The sequence below is a fragment of the Collinsella sp. AF36-3AT genome, assembly GCF_003475205.1.
Classification (GTDB): Bacteria; Actinomycetota; Coriobacteriia; order Coriobacteriales; family Coriobacteriaceae; genus Collinsella; species Collinsella aerofaciens_AF.
The window spans coordinates 149,851-168,434 of the sequence record NZ_QROZ01000001.1 but is presented as its reverse complement, the minus strand read 5'-3'; the positions used below and the strand labels follow the sequence as shown (position 1 = coordinate 168,434).

12 protein-coding genes are annotated in these 18,584 nt (G+C 61.1%); 11 read left to right on the top strand and 1 reads right to left on the bottom strand.

Going from position 1 to position 18,584, the window contains the following annotated elements:
• Window positions 1-98: 98 nt before the first annotated feature.
• The 11 genes from DW003_RS00690 to DW003_RS00640 all read left to right on the top strand — a co-directional run bounded on the left by DW003_RS00690 (window position 99) and on the right by DW003_RS00640 (window position 17,389).
• A complete protein-coding gene (locus tag DW003_RS00690; RefSeq protein ID WP_118387032.1) occupies window positions 99-608 on the top strand; it encodes a DUF3284 domain-containing protein in 510 nt (169 codons plus the stop codon).
• Between the two features lie 103 nt (window positions 609-711).
• Window positions 712-1,911 carry an MFS transporter gene (locus DW003_RS00685; protein ID WP_118387030.1) on the top strand — a complete coding sequence of 400 codons (1,200 nt, stop codon included), beginning with the start codon at window positions 712-714 and terminating at the stop codon, window positions 1,909-1,911.
• Window positions 1,912-2,151: 240 nt separating this feature from the next.
• On the top strand, window positions 2,152-5,955 hold the full coding sequence (gene dnaE, locus DW003_RS00680) for a DNA polymerase III subunit alpha (RefSeq protein WP_118387028.1): 3,804 nt from the start codon (window positions 2,152-2,154) through the stop codon (window positions 5,953-5,955).
• A 28-nt stretch (window positions 5,956-5,983) separates the two neighbouring features.
• A complete protein-coding gene (locus DW003_RS00675) occupies window positions 5,984-9,448 on the top strand; it encodes an SNF2-related protein (protein ID WP_118387026.1) in 3,465 nt (1,154 codons plus the stop codon).
• 150 nt (window positions 9,449-9,598) lie between these two features.
• The gene (locus DW003_RS00670; protein WP_089572163.1) at window positions 9,599-9,961 is read left to right on the top strand and encodes a desulfoferrodoxin family protein; all 363 of its coding nucleotides are present in this window, start codon (window positions 9,599-9,601) and stop codon (window positions 9,959-9,961) included.
• A 117-nt stretch (window positions 9,962-10,078) separates the two neighbouring features.
• Entirely contained in the window at window positions 10,079-12,064 is a 1,986-nt protein-coding gene (locus DW003_RS00665; protein ID WP_118387024.1) for a hypothetical protein, read from the top strand.
• A 137-nt stretch (window positions 12,065-12,201) separates the two neighbouring features.
• Window positions 12,202-12,723, top strand: a complete 522-nt coding sequence (gene ruvC, locus DW003_RS00660) for a crossover junction endodeoxyribonuclease RuvC (RefSeq protein WP_035137351.1) — start codon at window positions 12,202-12,204, stop codon at window positions 12,721-12,723.
• Entirely contained in the window at window positions 12,723-13,343 is a 621-nt protein-coding gene (gene ruvA / locus DW003_RS00655) for a Holliday junction branch migration protein RuvA (RefSeq protein ID WP_117806235.1), read from the top strand. The genes ruvC and ruvA overlap by 1 nt, the downstream gene beginning before the upstream one ends.
• Window positions 13,343-14,410, top strand: a complete 1,068-nt coding sequence (gene ruvB / locus DW003_RS00650; RefSeq protein WP_118387022.1) for a Holliday junction branch migration DNA helicase RuvB — start codon at window positions 13,343-13,345, stop codon at window positions 14,408-14,410. The genes ruvA and ruvB overlap by 1 nt, the downstream gene beginning before the upstream one ends.
• 144 nt (window positions 14,411-14,554) lie before the next feature.
• On the top strand, window positions 14,555-16,222 hold the full coding sequence (locus DW003_RS00645; RefSeq protein WP_118387020.1) for a formate--tetrahydrofolate ligase: 1,668 nt from the start codon (window positions 14,555-14,557) through the stop codon (window positions 16,220-16,222).
• A gap of 177 nt (window positions 16,223-16,399) precedes the next feature.
• Complete coding sequence (locus tag DW003_RS00640) at window positions 16,400-17,389, top strand: hypothetical protein (RefSeq protein WP_118387018.1); 990 nt, start codon at window positions 16,400-16,402, stop codon at window positions 17,387-17,389.
• Window positions 17,390-17,401: 12 nt separating this feature from the next.
• On the opposite strand, the gene DW003_RS00635 is transcribed toward DW003_RS00640, so the two are convergent.
• Window positions 17,402-18,583, bottom strand: a complete 1,182-nt coding sequence (locus tag DW003_RS00635; RefSeq protein WP_089572153.1) for a cation diffusion facilitator family transporter — start codon at window positions 18,581-18,583, stop codon at window positions 17,402-17,404.
• Between the last annotated feature and the right edge of the window lies 1 nt (window position 18,584).

Genomic DNA, 18,584 nt, shown 5'->3' with positions numbered 1-18,584 from the left:
CCAAAAAAGCCGCCAAACAGTCCGCATTTCACCGCAACGCATGGGAGAGCCTGGGGCGGTACAATGGCTCGAACGGTTCAAACGAATAAGGAGCCATCATGCAGCTCGCCAAAACGCTTAAGGTGACGCCGGAGGAGCTTTTTGACGCTCTGGCGGGGTCCATCATGCAGGATATCGAGAACGCCACGGGCAAGCGTCCCAGCCGCAACAAGCTCAACGGCTATAAGTACGAGAAGCGCGCCCAGTCCGCAAAAGGCAAGGCCAAGGGCATGGCGATCAAGGTTAAAATCAAGCACTTTGACTACCCGTGTCTCTATGGGGTCCGTTTTCAGTATGCGGCGGGCATCAATACTATGCGCTATGAGGCTGCACCTGCTGGCGATGGTGCCTGCGAGCTCACCTATACCGAGGATTTTCAGGGTGTGGGTGGCAACACGTCTGGCACGCGCGGCAAGCTCGGCCTCTTCTTCTATGAGCGCAAGCTCAAGAGCCACGCCAACCAGACGATTGATCAAATCGTCAAATACATCGAGGGTGAGCGCCGCGTAAAGGCTAATCCCGCCTTCGCCGTTGATACTGCCGAAAACGCTTCGGATGTATTCCATTGATACCCTGTGCAAAAGCTTTACCGCTCTTCACATCAACTGTGAACACTTCAGGCTTCGAGTCAGTAGCGAGCGGCCCGACAAAAGTAGTTGATGGAAGTGCCAAATGAATAAGAATGCCGCTACGCAACTGCACATCTATTCCGCCTTTTTCGTTCTCGCGGGATTTGTTTTAAATCGGGGAGTGTTTCTACTTTTCCTTGCGGAGAAAGGAATGTCTGTCACGGAAATCGCGCTTTATCAAGCCCTGTTTAACATTGCAACGGTCGTCCTCGAGCTGCCAACAGGGCTGATAGGCGATTTCTTTGGAAAGAAGTTTTCGATTCAAGTGGGCGTGCTGCTGCTTTTCTTCCATACGGCTGGCATGCTGTTGCTCTCAGGTCCCTTTCTTGTCTTGCTTTCCCTTGTTGAGGCACTCGCCTACTCCCTTCAATCGGGATCCGAACAAGCACTTTTATATGAAATTGCCCGGAATGCCGGTCAAGGAGAGCGTTTCCTCACCATCAACGCTCGGCTGCTTGCCGCGCAATCAATCGCTACGGGAATGGCGATTGTGCTCGGATCTTTCATTGCCCAAGTATCTTGGAGCGCCCTCTACGTATGTGTCTCCGTTTTCTATCTCCTGCAGCTTTTCCTTCTGTATCCCATTGAGAGGACGGAAGCGACCCGTTCTGAAAGCTCTGAAAAGGGAAGGTTTGACGCGGCCAAGATGTTCAGACGCGAAACCTGGCGTGTTGGAGAATCCGCTTTTGCGGTATTGCTTCTTCTAATCGGCACAAGCATGCTCGATGGATTCTATGGGAGTTATTACAACTTGAATCAGTTGGTATTCGACGCATTTGATGCTCCCGTCTCCATAATAGGAATCTTTTTCGGTGCATCCTATGCAGTAAATGCGACGGCCTACATTGCAGCAGATTTCTTCTCATTGCGTTTCGGGAAAAGAAATACCATGCTCGGCTCGATGCTAATCGAGGCTGGCCTTTTCATGATTCTTCCGTGGTTCGCTTCAAATCCGCTGTGTTTGTTTGGCCTTAGCATGGTGCTTTGTTTTCTCCCAGAAGTGGTGTACATCACTTCGGAAAACTTAATCCAAGACGCGATAGCGGACGATCTCCGCGCGACGATCCTTTCCGTCGCGTCTCTGGTAAGGGCTCTCTTTTCTGCAGTGTTTTTCTCCATATTTGGACATGTGTTGGGGTTATATCCCATTCAGATAGCGCTCGGTATTATTGGTGCAATCGCGATAGCAATTACCGCCGTTGTTTCATTAAAAATGGTTGGAATACAGGTCTCCAAGAATTGATATATCGATTGACGAGCTATCCGAAGCGTCGAGCCTTCTTGATGGACATGACTATTCGTCACAAATCATTCCGCGCATCGCCGGGGTTCCTGTAATACTCGATATATATGGATGCCCTCATTCCCCTTTTTGAAGGTCCCAAATTGACTACCCGTGTTGGTTTGGCTAGGTTCGGGTGCTATCCGCGCCGTGCGGTAAAATCGTTCAGTCAGAACACGAACCCGCATCGGAGCTCATCACATGGCATTCGTCCATCTGCACAATCACACTGTTTTCTCCATGCTCGACGGCGCAACCCGTATCCAGGATATGGTCAACCGTGCCGTTGAGCTTGGCATGCCCGCCGTGGCCATTACCGACCACGGCTATATGTATGGCGTGCCCGACCTAGCGCTGGCCTGTGACGCCGTCAACCACAACACGCCTGAGTACAAAACCTGGAGTCACGACAAGGCGTTTTTGGAAAAGGATCGCCGCGACGAGCTGGTGGAGCCCGATCCCGAGGCAAACCCGCGCGAGCATGCCCAGTATGTGAAGGACATGGCCATGTGGGACGAGAAGGGCAACATCGACGAGCTCAAGCCGCCTCTGGTCATCAAACCCATCTTTGGCTGCGAGGTCTACTTTACGCCGGACGAGACGCTCGCCCGCGACCATAAGCCCGAGCTTTACCATATGATCCTTTTGGCTAAGGACCAGGAGGGCTACGTCAACCTGATGCAGACGGTCTCCGAGGCCGCCGTGCAGGGCTTTTACTACAAGCCGCGCGTGACGCTCGACAATCTGCGCCGCCACGCCAAGGGCATGATCTGCACGAGCGCCTGCATCGCGGGCATCATTCCCAAATACATCGACCGCGGTGACATGGAGGGCGCCATCAAGTGGGCCGAGACCTTCCGTGATACCTTCGAACCTGGCGACTTTTATATCGAGATCCAGGAACACGGCATCACCACCGACAACGGCCTGACCGATGAGCAGATGGACCGCACGCTCATCGACATCGCCAAGCAGGTAGGCGTCAAGGTCATCGCCACCAACGACTTCCACTACCTGCGCCGCGAGGACGCTCCCGTGCAGGACGTCATCATGTGCATTGGCATGAACGCCAAGGTCGACGATCCCAACCGCATGCGCATGACCGGCTCGGAGTTTTACATGAAGACCGAGGAGGAAATGCGGGCGATGTTTCCGTATTGCCCCGAGGCCTGCGACAACACGCTCGAGATCGCCGACAAGTGCTACGTGGAGCTGGACTGGGACTCCATCATCCTGCCGCGCTTCCCGTTGCTCGATCCCGGCGAGACGCACGAGAGCCAGTTCCGCCGCGAGTGCGAGAAGGGCCTGCGCCAACACTATGGCGACGACTGGGCCACGCGCGAGATCGGTGGCGTCAACATCAAAGAGCGCTTTGAGTACGAATACAAGGTCATCTGCGACAAGGGCTTTGCCGCCTACTTTTTGATCGTCGCTGAGTACGTGCAATGGGCCAAGGACAACGGCATTGGCGTCGGCCCCGGCCGTGGCTCGGCTGCCGGCGCTATCGTCGCCTACGCCATGAACATCACCGCGTTCGATCCGCTCGAGAACGGCCTGATGTTCGAGAGGTTCCTGTCCCCGCAGCGTACCGAGATGCCCGATATCGATATGGACTTCGACGATGAGCGGCGCCTCGAGGTCGTGGAGCACGTTCGCCAGCTCTACGGCCCCGAGAAGGTCACCCACGTCATCACCTACTCGACCATTAAGGCCAAGCAGGCCATCAACGACGCCGCTCGCGTCCTGGACTACCCGGTCTACATGGGCCAGCGTCTGTCCAAGATGGTCTCGAGCGACCCCAAGGTCAAGCTCAAGCAGGTGCTCGAAAAGCAACCCGGCAAAGAGGACCTGTTTAACCCCGATTTTGCCGAGGCATATAAAAAGGACGACGACGCCCGCCGCATCATCGACACGGCGCTCTCAATCGAGGGCCTCACCCGTGGCGAGGGCGTGCACGCGTGCGCCGTTCTGATCTGCCGCGACCCCGTCAACGAGCACGTGCCCACCAAGCTCGACACCAAGGGCGGCGTCGAGATTACCCAGTACGAGGGCCATACCGTTGCCGACATGGGCCTGCTCAAGATGGACTTCTTGGGCCTGCGCACGCTGACTGTTATCTCCAAGGCCAAGGCAAACATCAAAAAGAACTTCGGCATCGACATCAAAGAGGAAGAGATTCCTTTTGACGACCCCGAGATCTTTAAGCTCATGGGTTCCGGCCACACCGCCGGCGTCTTCCAGGTCGAGTCCGCAGGCATGACGGCCACGATCAAGAACATGAAGCCCACCGAGTACAAGCACGTCGTAGCATTGATCGCCCTGTACCGCCCGGGCCCGCTGGGCGCCGGCATGGTTTCGTCCTACATCAACCGTATGAACGGCAAGGAGCCGGCGGTCTCCTACGACGACCGCCTGGACGACATCCTGGGCGAAACCTACGGCACCATGGTCTACCAGGAGCAGGTTATGCTCATCTCCGTCGAGATGTGCGGCTTCTCCAAGGGCGAATCGGACTCGCGTATCCGTAAGCCCGTGGCTAAGAAGAAAATCAAGCTGCTCACGTCGACGGTGCTCCACTGGGAGGATGGCTCCGACGAGACCACCTACGACCACTGGATGAACGGCGCCATCAAGAACAACTATACGCGCGAGGTCGCCCAGAAGATTTGGGACGATGTTCTCGAGTTCGCGTCCTACGCCTTCAACAAGTCGCACTCCGCCGGCTACGCCATCCTGGTTATGCAGACGGCGTGGCTCAAGGCGCACTATCCGCACGAGTACATGGCGGCCGTTCTGACGTCCTATACGGGCAAGACCGACAAGATCGTGCACTACGTCTCGGCATGCCGTCACGACGGCATCCCCGTGCTGTCGCCAGATGTCAACGAGTCCGGTACCGAGTTCACGGCTACCAAGGAGGGCGTGCGCTTTGGTCTGGCCGGCATCCGCGGCGTGGGCACCGGCGTGGCGCAGGCGATTATCGCCGAGCGCGAGGCGGGCGGCCCGTTTAAGACGCTGCACGACTTTGTCGAGCGCGTGGACTCGAGCCAGGCCAACCGCCGCGTGATCGAATCGCTCATCAAGGCAGGCGCCTTCGACTCCACGGCGTATCCGCGTCGCCAGATGATGCACTTTGTGGACAAGAACAACCCCGAGAACATCATCGATGCCGCGGTAAAGCGCCAGAAGGATCGCGCGAGCGGCCAGACGTCGTTCTTCGATATGTTTGGCGACGTTGAGGGCTCGGGCTTTGAGGTGAGCGTGCCCGATCCGGATGGCCAGGAATGGGACCGCCACCTCAAGTTGAGTCAGGAGAAGGAGGTTCTGGGCATCTATGTCTCGGACCACCCGCTGCGCCCGTTTGAGTATGCACTAGCCAAGGCGCGTGACTTCTCGTTCTCGCAGATCGACACCGGCTACGAAGTTCAGAATCCTACGGGCGGCACCATCAACCAGGAAATTCCCGAGGGCAAGGCGCTGTGGTGGGCCGGCATGGTCTCGAGCGTGTCCAAGCGCGTGACCAAAAACGGTGACCCCATGGGCATCGTGCAGCTCGAGGACATGGAAGGCGAGGCCACCGTCGTCGTGTTCCCCAAGACCTACAAGGAGGCCGAGGGGTACCTGTACGGCGAGGTCGATCCCGAGACCGGCGCGCAGCTGTCCGATGCCTTTGTGCGCATTAAGGGCAAGCTCGAGCGCTCGGACCGCGGCGACCAGATCATCGCGCAGGAGATCGTGCCGCTCGAGCTTAACGAGGAGAACAACAAGCCCAAGGTGTTTGAGGTCATGGTGCCCAACAGCCGCTTTAGCCAGGGCAATATGGCGCGTCTTGCCACGGTGCTTACCGCCAACCCGGGCGGCGACCGCGTGGAGATCTTTATCGAGCAGGTGGACGGGCGCGTGCTGCGTGCCGAGGTACCTGCCAAGGTCAACGCGCGTTCGATTCCGCTGCTGGCCGAGGCCAAGGCCATTGTGGGTAACCAGGGCCGCGTGACGGTGATCTAAGCTACCCCGGGTGAGATTGGAGGAAGTGATGGCGCAGGGGACGTTTGTGCAGGCGCTTCGCAAAGAGGCGGCGTTGAGCGGCACCTTTATGAAGGGGCGTTCGCTCATGCTCAACGGCGCCGTGCTGTCGATCGAGGACAGCGGCTCGCGCTTCTCCAAAAACGTGACGGTCGAGGGCTCGGTGCGCGGTTCGCGTGGCGACCTGTACAAGACGCACGTGGCGCTCGACATGGACGAGCACGAGGTGATCGACTACGACTGCGATTGCCCCGCCGCCTATCGTTACCCCGGTATGTGCAAGCACGCTATTGCCACGGCTCTGGCGTATTTGGATGCCAGCGGCGCCGAGCCCGTCGAAGGTTTGCGCACGCCGGTTCGCACGTTTATGGCGCAGTCGAAACAGCCCGCGCGCACCGCACCCAAAGCGCCGGCCGTCAACCCCAACTTTCCCTTTCCGGCGCCCGTCCCCACGAGCCCGAGCCTTGTGGCGGCGCTCTCCGATCTTTCGGACGCGCGCATGGATGAGCTGGCGAGCATGCGCCGCAAGCTTGCCGGTGCCGTTGATCCCGACGCCCCCAAAGCGGCATTGGAGCCCTCGTTGGTGCCGTACTACAATCCGCTGTTCGCTGACCGCTTTAGCTGGGCACTCGAGTTCCGCATTCGCTGTGGATCGGTCTCCTACGTGGTCAAGGACATCGACGGCATGGCCGATGCCTACGTGCGCGGCGGCACGTTCTCCTATGGCAAGAAGCTCACGTTTGTCCATTCACCTGAGGCCTTTGACGAAACATCGGCAAAGCTGCTCAACCTTGTTGTGACGACAGTTGCCTATCTCGATGACATCACAAGCTCGCGTTCGGCGTCGTACGACTTTGCCCGCAGCGGTTTTGTTGCCGAGCGTCAGTTGCCGCTGTCCGAGCATAGCATCGTATATGTGCTGGACCTGCTGCGCGGCCAGACCATCTCCTTTGAGCCCGCCTGGTCGCGGGGGATGACGACGCATCGCACCTACGACGTGGCGGTTGAGCTGTCTCCGCAAAGGGAGGACGAGGCATCCGCTAAGCGCCCACCGCTGCTTGCCGCCAAAATCGCGCCGGCGGCTGGTGGTAGCTATGACCTGCGCCTGCCCGCCGATATGTACTGCTTTGCGTCGGGCGATGCCGCCTACTTGGTTGACACGCGCCGCGCGCGCCGTACCGACGCTGCATTTGCTCAGCATGCCGCACCTTTTTTGTCGCGCTTGCTGCCGTGCCGCACGCCCGCCCATATTGCCGCCGAGCAGGTGGGTGAGTTCTGCCGTATGGCGCTGCCCATTTTGCGCGACTACACCGACCTCACCGCGCCCGCCGCGCTCGATACCGTGGCACCCGAGCCGAGCTTTGCTATGGCGATCGGTGTCGACGATGGGCTCGTGACCTGCAAAATTACGGTTACCTACGGCGATTGGTCGGCGGATCTCTTTAGCCTGGGCGCTCCGGGCAGCCCCTTCGAAGAGCAGCGCCCCGGTGTGCCGCCCCGCGACGAGGTGGCGGAGTTTCGCGTTATGGATACGGCGGCCCTGTACTTCGATTTCTACGAGGGCGGTCTGGCGTTTGAGGAGCGCGATGACGCCCGCTTGTTCTGCCTGCTGACCGAGGGCCTGTCCGCCCTGTCCGAACTGGGTGAGGTCATGCTCAGCGACCGTCTGCGCCAGATCTCGGTCCGCCCCGCGCCCAAGCTCTCGGTTCGTGCGACCGCTAAGAGCAATCTGCTCGATGTCGAGCTGGGCGCGAGCGGGCTTTCGGCCGCGGACCTTGCCGTCTATCTCGATTCGTACAAGCGCCATCAAACGTTCGCGCGCCTTACGTCCGGCGACATCATTCGCCTGGACGAGGGGGCGCGCGCCGCGTTTGGCCTTGCCGAGGACCTGGGTGTCGATGCCGTCGACCTGCTCGACGGCGTGTCGCTTCCCGCGTCGAGCACCCTGTTCGTCGACAGCATGCTCGCACGCACGCCGGCGCTCGAGGCCGATCGCGACGCTGCGTTCCGCCGTACCGTCGAGCGCCTGGACACGCTCGGCAAGATGGACTTTACGGTGCCGGCATCGCTCAAGGCAACGATGCGCGGCTACCAGGTCGACGGATACCAGTGGCTCGGCTCGCTCGAACACCTGGGCCTTGGCGGCATCTTGGCCGACGACATGGGCCTGGGCAAAACGCTCCAGATGATTGCGCATATTCTGGCGCGCGTGGAGGCGGGGGACACCAAGCCCACGCTCGTGGTATGCCCGGCCTCACTCGTGTACAACTGGACTGCCGAGCTGGAGCGCTTTGCCCCGTCGCTCGATGTGTGCGCCATTGTGGGTGCCAAGGCTCAACGCCGCATGCAAATTTCCGGCGTGGCCGAGCATAGCGTGGTCGTGACGTCGTATGACCTTATGCGGCGCGATATCGACGAGTACGTCGAGCAGGATTTTGCCCGCGTGGTGCTCGATGAGGCACAGTACATTAAAAATCCGCTCACGCAGGTGGCGCGCGCCGCCAAGCGCCTGCCTGCCGGCGTGCGCTTTGCCCTGACGGGCACGCCCATCGAAAACCGCCTGTCCGAGCTCTGGAGCATCTTCGACTTTTTGATGCCGGGCCTTTTGGGGACGCGCGAGTCGTTTGCCAAGCGCTTTGAGAGCCCCGTCGAGCATGCCGAGGGCGATAGCGCCGCTCGCCTGCAGGCGCTCGTGTCGCCGTTTGTGCTGCGCCGTGTTAAGGAAGACGTGGTGGCCGACCTGCCCGAGAAGATCGAAGACACTGTCATGGCGCAGCTTACCGGCGAGCAGCGCAAGCTCTACCTGGCCAACCAGGACCGCATCGCCCAGCAGGTGCAGCACCGCGAGGCTGGGGAGTTTAAGAAGGACAAACTCAAGGTGCTCGCCGAGCTCACCAAGCTGCGCCAGATCTGCTGCGACCCGCGTCTACACTACGAGGATTACAAGGCGGGGAGCGCCAAGCTCGATACGTGCATGGAGCTCGTGCGCGGCGCACTCGACGGCGGGCATCGCATCCTGTTGTTCAGCCAGTTTACGGGTATGCTCGATATCATCGGTAAGCGCTTGGCCAAGGAGGACATCGCCTTCCTTAAGCTCACGGGCGCATCGTCTAAAGAGAGCCGCGCCAAGATGGTCGCGCAGTTCCAAGCGGGCGAGGTTCCGGTCTTTTTGATTTCGCTCAAGGCGGGCGGCGTGGGCCTTAACCTGACGGCGGCCGACGTGGTCATCCACTACGACCCGTGGTGGAACGTGGCAGCGCAGGACCAAGCGACCGACCGCGCGCACCGTATTGGCCAGCAACATACCGTGACCGTGTACAAGCTCATCGCCAAGGACACGATCGAGGAGCGCATTATGCAGATGCAGGAGTCCAAGCGCGACCTGGTCAACAGCGTGCTCGGCGGCGACGGCATCTCGTCGGCGCTGTTTACCCGCGAAGATGTTCTGGCGCTGCTGGGCGGCGACGGGCGCTAACCCGCTCGGGTGGGGCCGCCAGGGCGGATAGCGCACGCTGCCCCATCGTCCCCGCCCGTTATGTGTTCATTTGCAATGCCGTGGATGGTTTGTCTGCCTTTGGGCATAAGAACCATCAAGAACATTGGCACGTCAGCAAAGGAGAACATCATGGCGAAATTCTTTAAGGACCCCGACGGTAAGCTCATTGCCGCCCTTGGCAACGACGTTGCAACCCCTGCCGGTTGCACGGAACTGACCGCAAACACTGAGGACGCGGCGCACGAGAAGCACGTGCCTGTTGTCGAGACCGAGCGCGACGGTCACGTGATTCGCGCACGCGTTGGCTCGGTCGAGCACCCCAGCCTGCCCGAGCACTATATTGAGTGGATCGCCCTTGAGGCCGAGGGCCGCTTAGAGGTCCATTACCTTGAGCCCGGCATGAAGCCCGCGACGTTTTTTGCCGGCGGTTCCAAGACCGGTACCGTCTATGCCTACTGCAACCTGCACGGGCTGTGGTCCGCGACGTTCTAGGAGCGCGCCCCCGCTCGGGGTATCATAGCTAGCATATGCACATGCGAGCGCCGACTGCATCATGCGGCCGGCGCTTTTACTACGATTTCGATGGTTTACGACGGAAAGGGCTGAGCCATGAAGCTCGCGCTTGCACAGATCGATATGCGCCTGGGTGATATTGAGGGCATTTGCGGCCGCATCGAGGACCAGGCTCGTCTGGCCCACGAGCGCGGGGCGCGCGTGCTGTGCGTTCCGGCTCCGCTCTTTATGGGCGCCATGCCCGGTGGCCTGGTGGGCGCTGCCGACTTTGAGCACGACATGCTTGCCGGCTTGACTGGTGTCGCCGAGCGCATCCAGGAGCTTGACATGATCTGCATCGTGCCCGCGGCGGTTTCGTTTGAGGGTCAGCCGCTGCTCGACTACATGATGCTCAAGGACGGTCATGTGGTGCCGGCGCGTTCGAGCATTGCCCTGCAGCGTGGCGAGAACAACGACACGCGTTGGGCGCCGCCGGTGTTCGACGTGGACGGCGTGCGCATCGCCGTGATTTTTGACTTGGACCGCGAACTCGAGATGTTGCCGACCGGTGTTGACCTCATTGCGTATTTCCAATTCAATGCGTTTGACATGACCGACCGCGAGACTGCCGCCATTGCCGCCGTTCGCAGCGGCGCCTACCGCAAGATCGCATCCAAGCGCAGCGTGTGGTTTGCCTGTATGGCGCCGGTCGGTGCCTATGACGAGTCGGTGTATACCGGCGGTTCGTTTGTGCTCGACGACTGCGGTCGCGTGGTGGCCCAAGCGCCGTGTTTTGAGGAGAGCCTGCTGGTTCAGGAGATTCAGCGCGGCGTGATGCTCGATGCCCTGGAAGATCACGAACTGACCGAGTTCCGTTCCGAGGAGTGGCTGTGGCAGGCACTGGTGCTCGCCGTGCGCGACAACGCCCGGGCCCACGGTGCGTCGCGCGCCGTGGTGGCACTCGAGGGCGACTTGCCGTCGTCCCTGCTGGCGGCGCTGGCCGTCGACGCTCTGGGCCCGCGTAATGTGATTGGCCTGGTGCTGGGGCGCAACCGTATCTTTACGCCGGCGCAGGAAGAGGCCGAGGCTGCCCGCTGTGCCGCCGTCCGCGCCATCGCCGAGCGTCTGCACATTCGCACCGTCGAGCGCGATGCACCGGATGCGGCGCGTGTGCTCGATCGCGACGTGTCGGCGGGCGATGCAGAGCGCCTGCGCTCGCGCACGCTGGGCCTCATGCTGGAGGACACGGCGCTCGAGCTGGGTGCGATGGCGCTGAGCCCGCTGTCCAAAACCGAGTACGCGCTGGCGGCGCCGGCGCTTTGCGGCGGCTACCAGGGCGATTACGCGCCCTTTGGCGATGTGTACCTGTCGACGCTTGAGTTTGTGGCGCGTGTGCGCAATCGCACGTCTGCCGTGGTACCCCAAGAGCTCGTGACGCTCAACGCGGTGGAAGATTGTATGGAGCGAGTGCTGGCGCAGGCGCTCTCGACGCTCGACGGTCCGGTCGATATGCTCGACCGCGCGGCACAGCTGCTCGGCGGGCTCGAGCCGGGTGAGATCGATGGCGCGCTTGAGGCGCACGTGGACCGCAATCGATCTTTCGACGACATCCCGATGGCCGCTGGCAAGCCTGAGGCCTGCTCGCTGCTGCTGATGCTCGTTCGACAGGGTGAGGCTGCCCGCCGCATGTTGCCGACGGCGCCGATCGTTTCGTCCCGTTCGTTTGCCGAGCGCTCCTGGCCGTACATGCTCGCGTGGTCCGACCTGGGGCTTAACGGCAAGGAGCGTATGACGGTCGATTCGCTGGCGCGCGCCGAGGTGCGCCGTTTTGCTGACGAGGATACGAGCGAGCGCGTGCGAAACGAGATGATGGGCGTGCTGGGCGAGCTACTGGGTATTTCGCCCGAACAAATGGAGGAGTTGCGCTCTGAAGACGGTCAGCGTCGTTTACACGAGGGAATGAAAAAGTTCGAGGGCGAGGTTCAGGACGCCATCGATAAGATGATGGGCGGCCAGGGTGGCCCGCAGGGTGGGCCCCAGGGTGGCCCGATGCCGCATCCGTCGGTTGATCCCCGACAGTTCCCATTCTTCTCGCAGAACTAAACTGGGGATGGGATTCGCTCTCAACCCCGATACTTCAACTAAGCATCTTGACCCCGTTGTGTTATTCTAGAACAGACGTTCGTGAGTAGTGCGCGGGGCCTTGCCTTGCGCTTGGTAAAAGACGAGGGGAGGTTGGCTTGGTTATTTTGGGCATCGACCCCGGTTTGGCTCATACGGGTTGGGGGATTATCGAGGAGCGGCGTGGCGAGGTTCGCTGCCGTGCCTATGGCTGCATCGAGACCAGCGCAGGCAGTCCGCTCGCGGTGCGCCTGTCGCATATCGCCCGCGACCTCAAGGGTGTCGTGGAGCGTTATCGACCCGATACCGCTGCCATCGAGAGCATCTACTTTGGCGCTAATGTCCGCTCGGCAATCCCCACGGCACATGCCCGCGGTGCCGCGCTCGTGGCGCTTTCGGAGTGCGCGCTCGAGATCGGCGAGTACACGCCTATGCAGATCAAGCAGGCTGTGGTGGGTACCGGTGCCGCAGATAAGCGGCAGGTCGCCTACATGGTGCGCACGCTCACGCAGCTCGATCACGACCCGCATCCCGACCATGCCGCCGATGCCCTGGCCTGCGCCATCTGCCACGTTAACCTCAGCCGTACCCGGGCGCTTACCGGCGGCGAGTTCTATCAACAGAGAGGAACCGGATACTGATGATCTCCCAGCTCCACGGAACGCTTGTCGAGGCCACGATGAGCTCTGCTGTCGTCGATGTGTCGGGCGTTGGCTTTGAGCTCGGCATCTCGGGCAGCACTGCGGCCACGTTGCCGACGCCCGGCGGCGAGGTCCGCCTCTACACGCGTATGCAGGTGCGCGAGGACGCCATGACACTTTTCGGTTTTTCCTCTAAGGATGAGCGCACGATGTTCGATCGGCTCGTGTCTGTCTCGGGCGTTGGCCCGCGCTTGGCGCTCGCCGTGCTTTCCACCTATACCGTGGGGCAGCTGTATTCGCTGGTGATGGCCGAGGACGACAAGGGCATGGCCAAGGTACCCGGTGTGGGTAAAAAGACCGCCCAGCGCCTCATCTTGGAGCTCAAGAGCACCTTTGCCAAGGATAAGGGCTTTGTGCCGGTCGACGTGATCCCGGGGCAGGTTGCGATGCCGGTCCCCGCCGCCGCTCCCTCGGCGATCGATGACGCCCGTGCGGCGCTCCTTTCCATGGGCTTTAGCCCGCAGGAGACCGATGTCGCTCTGAGCGGGTATGATGGGCAGGATATGCGTGTCGAGGATCTGCTCGGCGCGGCGCTTAAGCGACTCGGAATGGATGCGTGATGTGGGAAGCCGATGACTCTCAGGACCTGTGGGCGACGCCCGGCAACTCGCCGGCGGCATCCATGGCGCACGGCGAGCGCATGGTGGGCTCGGAGCTGACGGCCGAGGACCTCGATGTCGATCGCACTTTGCGCCCCCAGCGCCTGGACGATTACTGCGGCCAGGAGCATATCAAGCAGAGCCTGCGCGTGTTGATCGAAGCGGCGCAGAGCCGTGGCGAGACGCTCGACCACGTGATCTTCTCGGGCCCTCCGGGTCTGGGCAAGACCACGCTGGCTACGGTTATCGCCAACGAGCTGGGTGCTCAGATCAAGACCACGAGTGGCCCTGCCATCGCGCGCACCGGCGACCTGGCAGCCATCCTTACTAACTTGCAGCCGGGTGATGTGCTGTTTATCGACGAGATCCACCGCCTCAACCGTTCGGTCGAGGAGGTCCTGTACCCCGCGATGGAGGACTTTGCCCTCGATATCGTGATTGGCAAGGGTCCGGCGGCGCGCTCGATTCGCCTGGATATTCCCAAGTTTACGCTGGTGGCGGCAACGACCCGCTCAGGCATGTTGACCGGCCCGTTGCGCGACCGCTTTGGCATTTCATATCGCCTGGATTACTACGCGGTCGAGGAGCTCGCGCAGATTGTGACGCGCTCGGCGACTATTCTGGGCGTGACGATCGACCGTCCCAGTGCACTCGAGATCGGCTCGCGTTCGCGCGGCACGCCACGTCTTGCCAACCGCCTGCTCAAGCGCGTGCGCGATTACGCGCAGGTGCGCGGCAACGGTCCCATCGAGCTCGATATCTGCCGCCAGGCGCTCGAGTTCTTCGAGATCGATGAGCTCGGTCTGGACTGGATGGATATTCGCATTTTGGAGACGCTCGCTAAGACGTTCTCCGGTCGTGCCGTGGGACTTACGACCCTTGCCAGCGCGGTGGGCGAGGACCCGGGCACGCTCGAGGATGTCTATGAGCCGTATCTGCTGCAGTGCGGGTTGATGATTCGTACGCCGCAGGGCCGTCAGGCAACCCTTCGCACCTTTGAGCACCTGGGGATTGAACCTACCATTTAGGGCGCTTTGTTTTGGCGGGTTGTTAAGCTATCGCTGAGCATTGGATAAACATATCGCCATTCATCGGTTACGGGTGTTTTACTATTGCGCGCCCGTGCTATGCTGAATTGGTCTTTTTCTCATTCGGTAACGAAAGGACCGCCCATGCCTACTGACATCGAAATCGCACGTTCTGTCACGCCGCTGCCTATTACCGAGGTGGCCAAGAACGCCGGCGTCGACGTTAAGCACCTTATTCCGTACGGCTTCGACAAGGCTAAGGTCGACTATTCGCTGCTCAACGAGCCGACCGATCACCAGGCCAAGCTCGTCCTCGTGACCGCTATCAACCCAACGCCTGCGGGCGAGGGCAAGACCACCACGACCATCGGTCTGGCCGATGGCCTGCGTCGTCGCGGCGTCAAGAGTGCCGTGGCCCTGCGCGAGCCTTCGCTCGGTCCCGTCTTTGGCGTTAAGGGCGGTGCTGCCGGCGGCGGCTGGGCCCAGGTCATCCCCATGGAGGACATCAACCTGCACTTTACCGGCGACTTCCATGCTATCGGTGCCGCCAACAACCTGCTGGCCGCCATGCTTGATAACCACATCCAGCAGGGCAATCAGCTCGGCATTGACGTTAAGCGCATCACTTGGAAGCGCGTCGTCGATATGAACGACCGCCAGCTGCGTCATGTCATCGACGGCATTGGCGGTAAGGCCCAGGGCGTGCCGCGCGAGGACGGCTTCGATATCACCGTCGCCTCCGAGGTCATGGCAATCCTGTGCCTGTCTACGAGCATTAACGACCTCAAGGAGCGCCTGGGCGAGATCGTCGTCGGCTACAGCTTTGCCGGCGAGCCCGTCCGTGCCTGCGACCTTAAGGCCCAGGGTGCCATGGCCGCGTTGCTTAAGGACGCGCTCAAGCCCAACCTGGTGCAAACGCTCGAGGGCACGCCCGCGTTTGTCCACGGCGGTCCCTTCGCCAACATTGCCCACGGCTGCAACTCTATCATGGCCACGCGTATGGCGATGCGCTTTGGCGATGTCGCCATTACCGAGGCCGGCTTCGGTGCCGATCTGGGTGCCGAGAAGTTCCTCGACATCAAGTGCCGTATGACGGGCGTTCGCCCCAGCGCCGTCGTGGTCGTCGCGACCGCTCGTGCGCTGAAGTACAACGGTGGCGTCGCCAAGGCCGACCTCAACGAGGAGAACCTCGAGGCACTCAAGGCCGGCATGCCCAACCTGCTGCGTCACGTCGACAACATCCAGAACGTTTATGGTCTGCCCTGTGTGGTCGCCATCAACCGCTTCCCGACGGACACCGAGGCTGAGCTTGCGCTCATCGAGTCCGAGTGCCAGAAGCTCGGCGTCAACGTTAAGCTTTCCGAGGTCTGGGCCAAGGGCGGCGAGGGCGCGCTCGAGCTTGCCGATGAGGTCATGCGTCTGATTGAGCAGCCGAGCGAGCTCAAGTTTGCCTATGAGGACGGCGCCGATGTCGCCGACGCTCTTGAGGCCATTGCCACCAAGGTCTACCGCGCCGATGGCGTTGACTTTACGCCGGCCGCCAAGCGCCAGCTCGCCGAGCTGCGCGAGAACGGCTTTGGCAACCTGCCGGTGTGCGTGGCCAAGACGCAGTACAGCTTTAGCGACAACGCCAAGGCCCTGGGCGCTCCCGAGAACTTCCGCATCACGGTGCGTGAGCTCAAGGTTTCCGCCGGTGCCCACTTTGTGGTCGCACTGACCGGCAGTGTTCTGACCATGCCGGGCCTGCCCAAGGTCCCCGCGGCTGAGAACATCGACGTCGACAACGACGGCAACATCACCGGCCTGTTCTAAGCTTGTTGCCCATAGCTGCTTGCCCGCCCCGTCGCGCCTACCAAGGCCCGGCGGGGCTTTTGTTTTCTAGCCGCGCTTGTCTTGTAGATATGGACGGGCTCTGTCCGTCACGGGCTTTTGCGCGGGTAGAATGCATGGATAACTTGATGCTTACGGGCGACGGAAAGGAATCGTTGCATGGATCAGGACAAGACAACCGTGATGGGCGGCTACGGTTCCGCGCAGGCTGGCGATAGCGCCGATGCGACCCGCGTTGTTCCCAACCCCGGTTATACCGACCCCGCCGCGACGCAGCCTTCTGCCGAGCCAACCCGGGTTATGGGCTATGGCGACACAGCGTGGGATTCTTATGCCGTATCTTCGCAAGGCCCCTATGGCAACGCAGCTCCGGACCCGTTTGATTACGCGCCGCAGGATTCTTATGCCGCCTCGACGCCGAATCCCTATGATGACCTGCCGCAAAATCCCATTCCGCAGCCTCAGCAGACGACGTATATGCCTCGCACGGCGCAGTCTCGCTACGAGTCGCGCGAGCCGTATCGCGAGTACCCCAAGTCGATTCCGCAATATGGCGAGGACGAGGAGAAGAAGCCGTCGCGTTCGTCGAGCGTGATCAAGAAGATCCTCATCGTGCTGGCGATCTTCTTTGCGCTGTCGGTTGTGTTTGCCATTGTGTCGGGCATGCTCAACAAGCGAGGGAGTTCAACGGCTGATACCGCTGCCGAGCAAACCGAGTCCGCCTCGTCTAGCACCGTCGATCTGAGCGATATCCCGGGGCAGTACTGGTCCAACGCCAAGAAACTTCTCAAGTCGCGCGGCGCCAATCTTTCGAATGCCGTGGTCCTGACTGATGATGGCTCAACGCCCGTCATCGATGCCAACTGGGTCGTTACTTCTGCTTACTATAACGACAGCGGCAACCTCGAAATTCAACTCACGCACAAGAATAGCTCGGGCAACTCGCCCGACGGCCAAAGCGGTACCGACAGCTCGAGTTCCAATACGCTGGAGGACTTGAGCAACAAGGCACAGGAGTTGGGAGACAAGGCGCAAGAGCTGGGCGATACGGCACAAAACCTGGGCGACACCGCGCAGAACTTGGGCGACATGGCGACGGGTGCCTGGAATGCACTGCAAAACGGCATCTCGGGCGCGCAGGGAAACTAGCTGTTAAGCGGGCTACAGCTGCTCGGCCGGACGGTCGGGCGAGCTAAAGCCCGAGTCAAACGTAACGACGCATGAGGCATTGGGTCGGCGCTCGTGCACGATGCGCGTGACGAGCTCCAGCAGCTCCTCGTCGGATATGTCAAAGCCGTCGGGGCGCACCAGGTCAAACGAAACGAACCCGTCGTGCTCGTGCAGGTCGTGGATGGAGAGCGCGGGGTCGATCTGCATAACGCCGCGCTTGACCCAGCCGCGCAAATCATCGCCGGTTGTCGCGATGGGGTCGCAGTGCAGCGTGATGCCAATGCCCATCTGGCGCTTGATGTCGTGCTCGATGGTGTCCAGGATCTCGTGGTGCTCAAATGCGTCGCCCTCGCCGGGCATCTCCACGTGAGCGCTGGCAAACTGACGACCGGGGCCGTAGTCGTGCACCATCAGGTCGTGTGTGCCCAAGACCTGCGGATAGGACATGATCTTGTCGCGGATTGCCTGGACGAGCTTGGGGTCGGGCGCTTGCCCCAGCAACGGGCTGATGGCGTCGCGCACTAGGCCCATGCCGCTGATGCAGATGAAGATGCCCACACCCAGGCCTGCCCAGCCATCGAGGTCAAAGCCGGTCGTCTGCGAAATAAGCGCCGCCACCAAGACCGAGCCCGAGGTGATGACGTCGTTTTTGGAGTCCTGTGCTGTGGCAATGAGTGTTTCGGAATCGATACGGTTGCCCAGCGCGCGGTTGAATGCGGCCATCCAGAGCTTAACGAGCATGGATGTAGCCAGTGCCGCAAGGGAAACGAGCGTGTAAGCGGTGGGGGAAGGCTTGATGATCTTGGTGACCGACTCGAGGATCAGGTTGATGCCGACGGCGCAAACCAGGACGGCGACAAACAAGCCGGCGAGGTACTCGTAGCGGCCGTGGCCATAGGGGTGGCCTTCGTCTGCCGGGCGGCTGGCGAGGCGGAACCCGAGCAGGCTCACGATGTTGCTCGAGGCATCGGAGAGGTTGTTGAAAGCGTCGGCGATGAGGGAGACGGAGCCAGCGAGCAGGCCCGCGATGCCCTTGGCCAGGCACAAGGTGATGTTGAGGCCAATGCAGATGAGGCTTGCGGCGAAGCCCGCGTTGGTGCGGCGGGAGGTATCGACCGGCTCGCCCTCGCTGCCGGGAACAAGCGTATGTACCAGCCGATTTACAAATAGCATA

What these genes read in the sequence shown, in the direction of transcription:
- DW003_RS00690 (WP_118387032.1), top strand. Translation starts at nt 99, where the DNA reads ATGCAGCTCGCCAAAACGCTTAAGGTGACGCCGGAGGAGCTTTTTGAC.
- DW003_RS00685 (WP_118387030.1), top strand. Translation starts at nt 712, where the DNA reads ATGAATAAGAATGCCGCTACGCAACTGCACATCTATTCCGCCTTTTTC.
- dnaE (WP_118387028.1), top strand. Translation starts at nt 2,152, where the DNA reads ATGGCATTCGTCCATCTGCACAATCACACTGTTTTCTCCATGCTCGAC.
- DW003_RS00675 (WP_118387026.1), top strand. Translation starts at nt 5,984, where the DNA reads ATGGCGCAGGGGACGTTTGTGCAGGCGCTTCGCAAAGAGGCGGCGTTG.
- DW003_RS00670 (WP_089572163.1), top strand. Translation starts at nt 9,599, where the DNA reads ATGGCGAAATTCTTTAAGGACCCCGACGGTAAGCTCATTGCCGCCCTT.
- DW003_RS00665 (WP_118387024.1), top strand. Translation starts at nt 10,079, where the DNA reads ATGAAGCTCGCGCTTGCACAGATCGATATGCGCCTGGGTGATATTGAG.
- ruvA (WP_117806235.1), top strand. Translation starts at nt 12,723, where the DNA reads ATGATCTCCCAGCTCCACGGAACGCTTGTCGAGGCCACGATGAGCTCT.
- ruvB (WP_118387022.1), top strand. Translation starts at nt 13,343, where the DNA reads ATGTGGGAAGCCGATGACTCTCAGGACCTGTGGGCGACGCCCGGCAAC.
- DW003_RS00645 (WP_118387020.1), top strand. Translation starts at nt 14,555, where the DNA reads ATGCCTACTGACATCGAAATCGCACGTTCTGTCACGCCGCTGCCTATT.
- DW003_RS00640 (WP_118387018.1), top strand. Translation starts at nt 16,400, where the DNA reads ATGGATCAGGACAAGACAACCGTGATGGGCGGCTACGGTTCCGCGCAG.
- DW003_RS00635 (WP_089572153.1), bottom strand. Translation starts at nt 18,583, where the DNA reads ATGCTATTTGTAAATCGGCTGGTACATACGCTTGTTCCCGGCAGCGAG.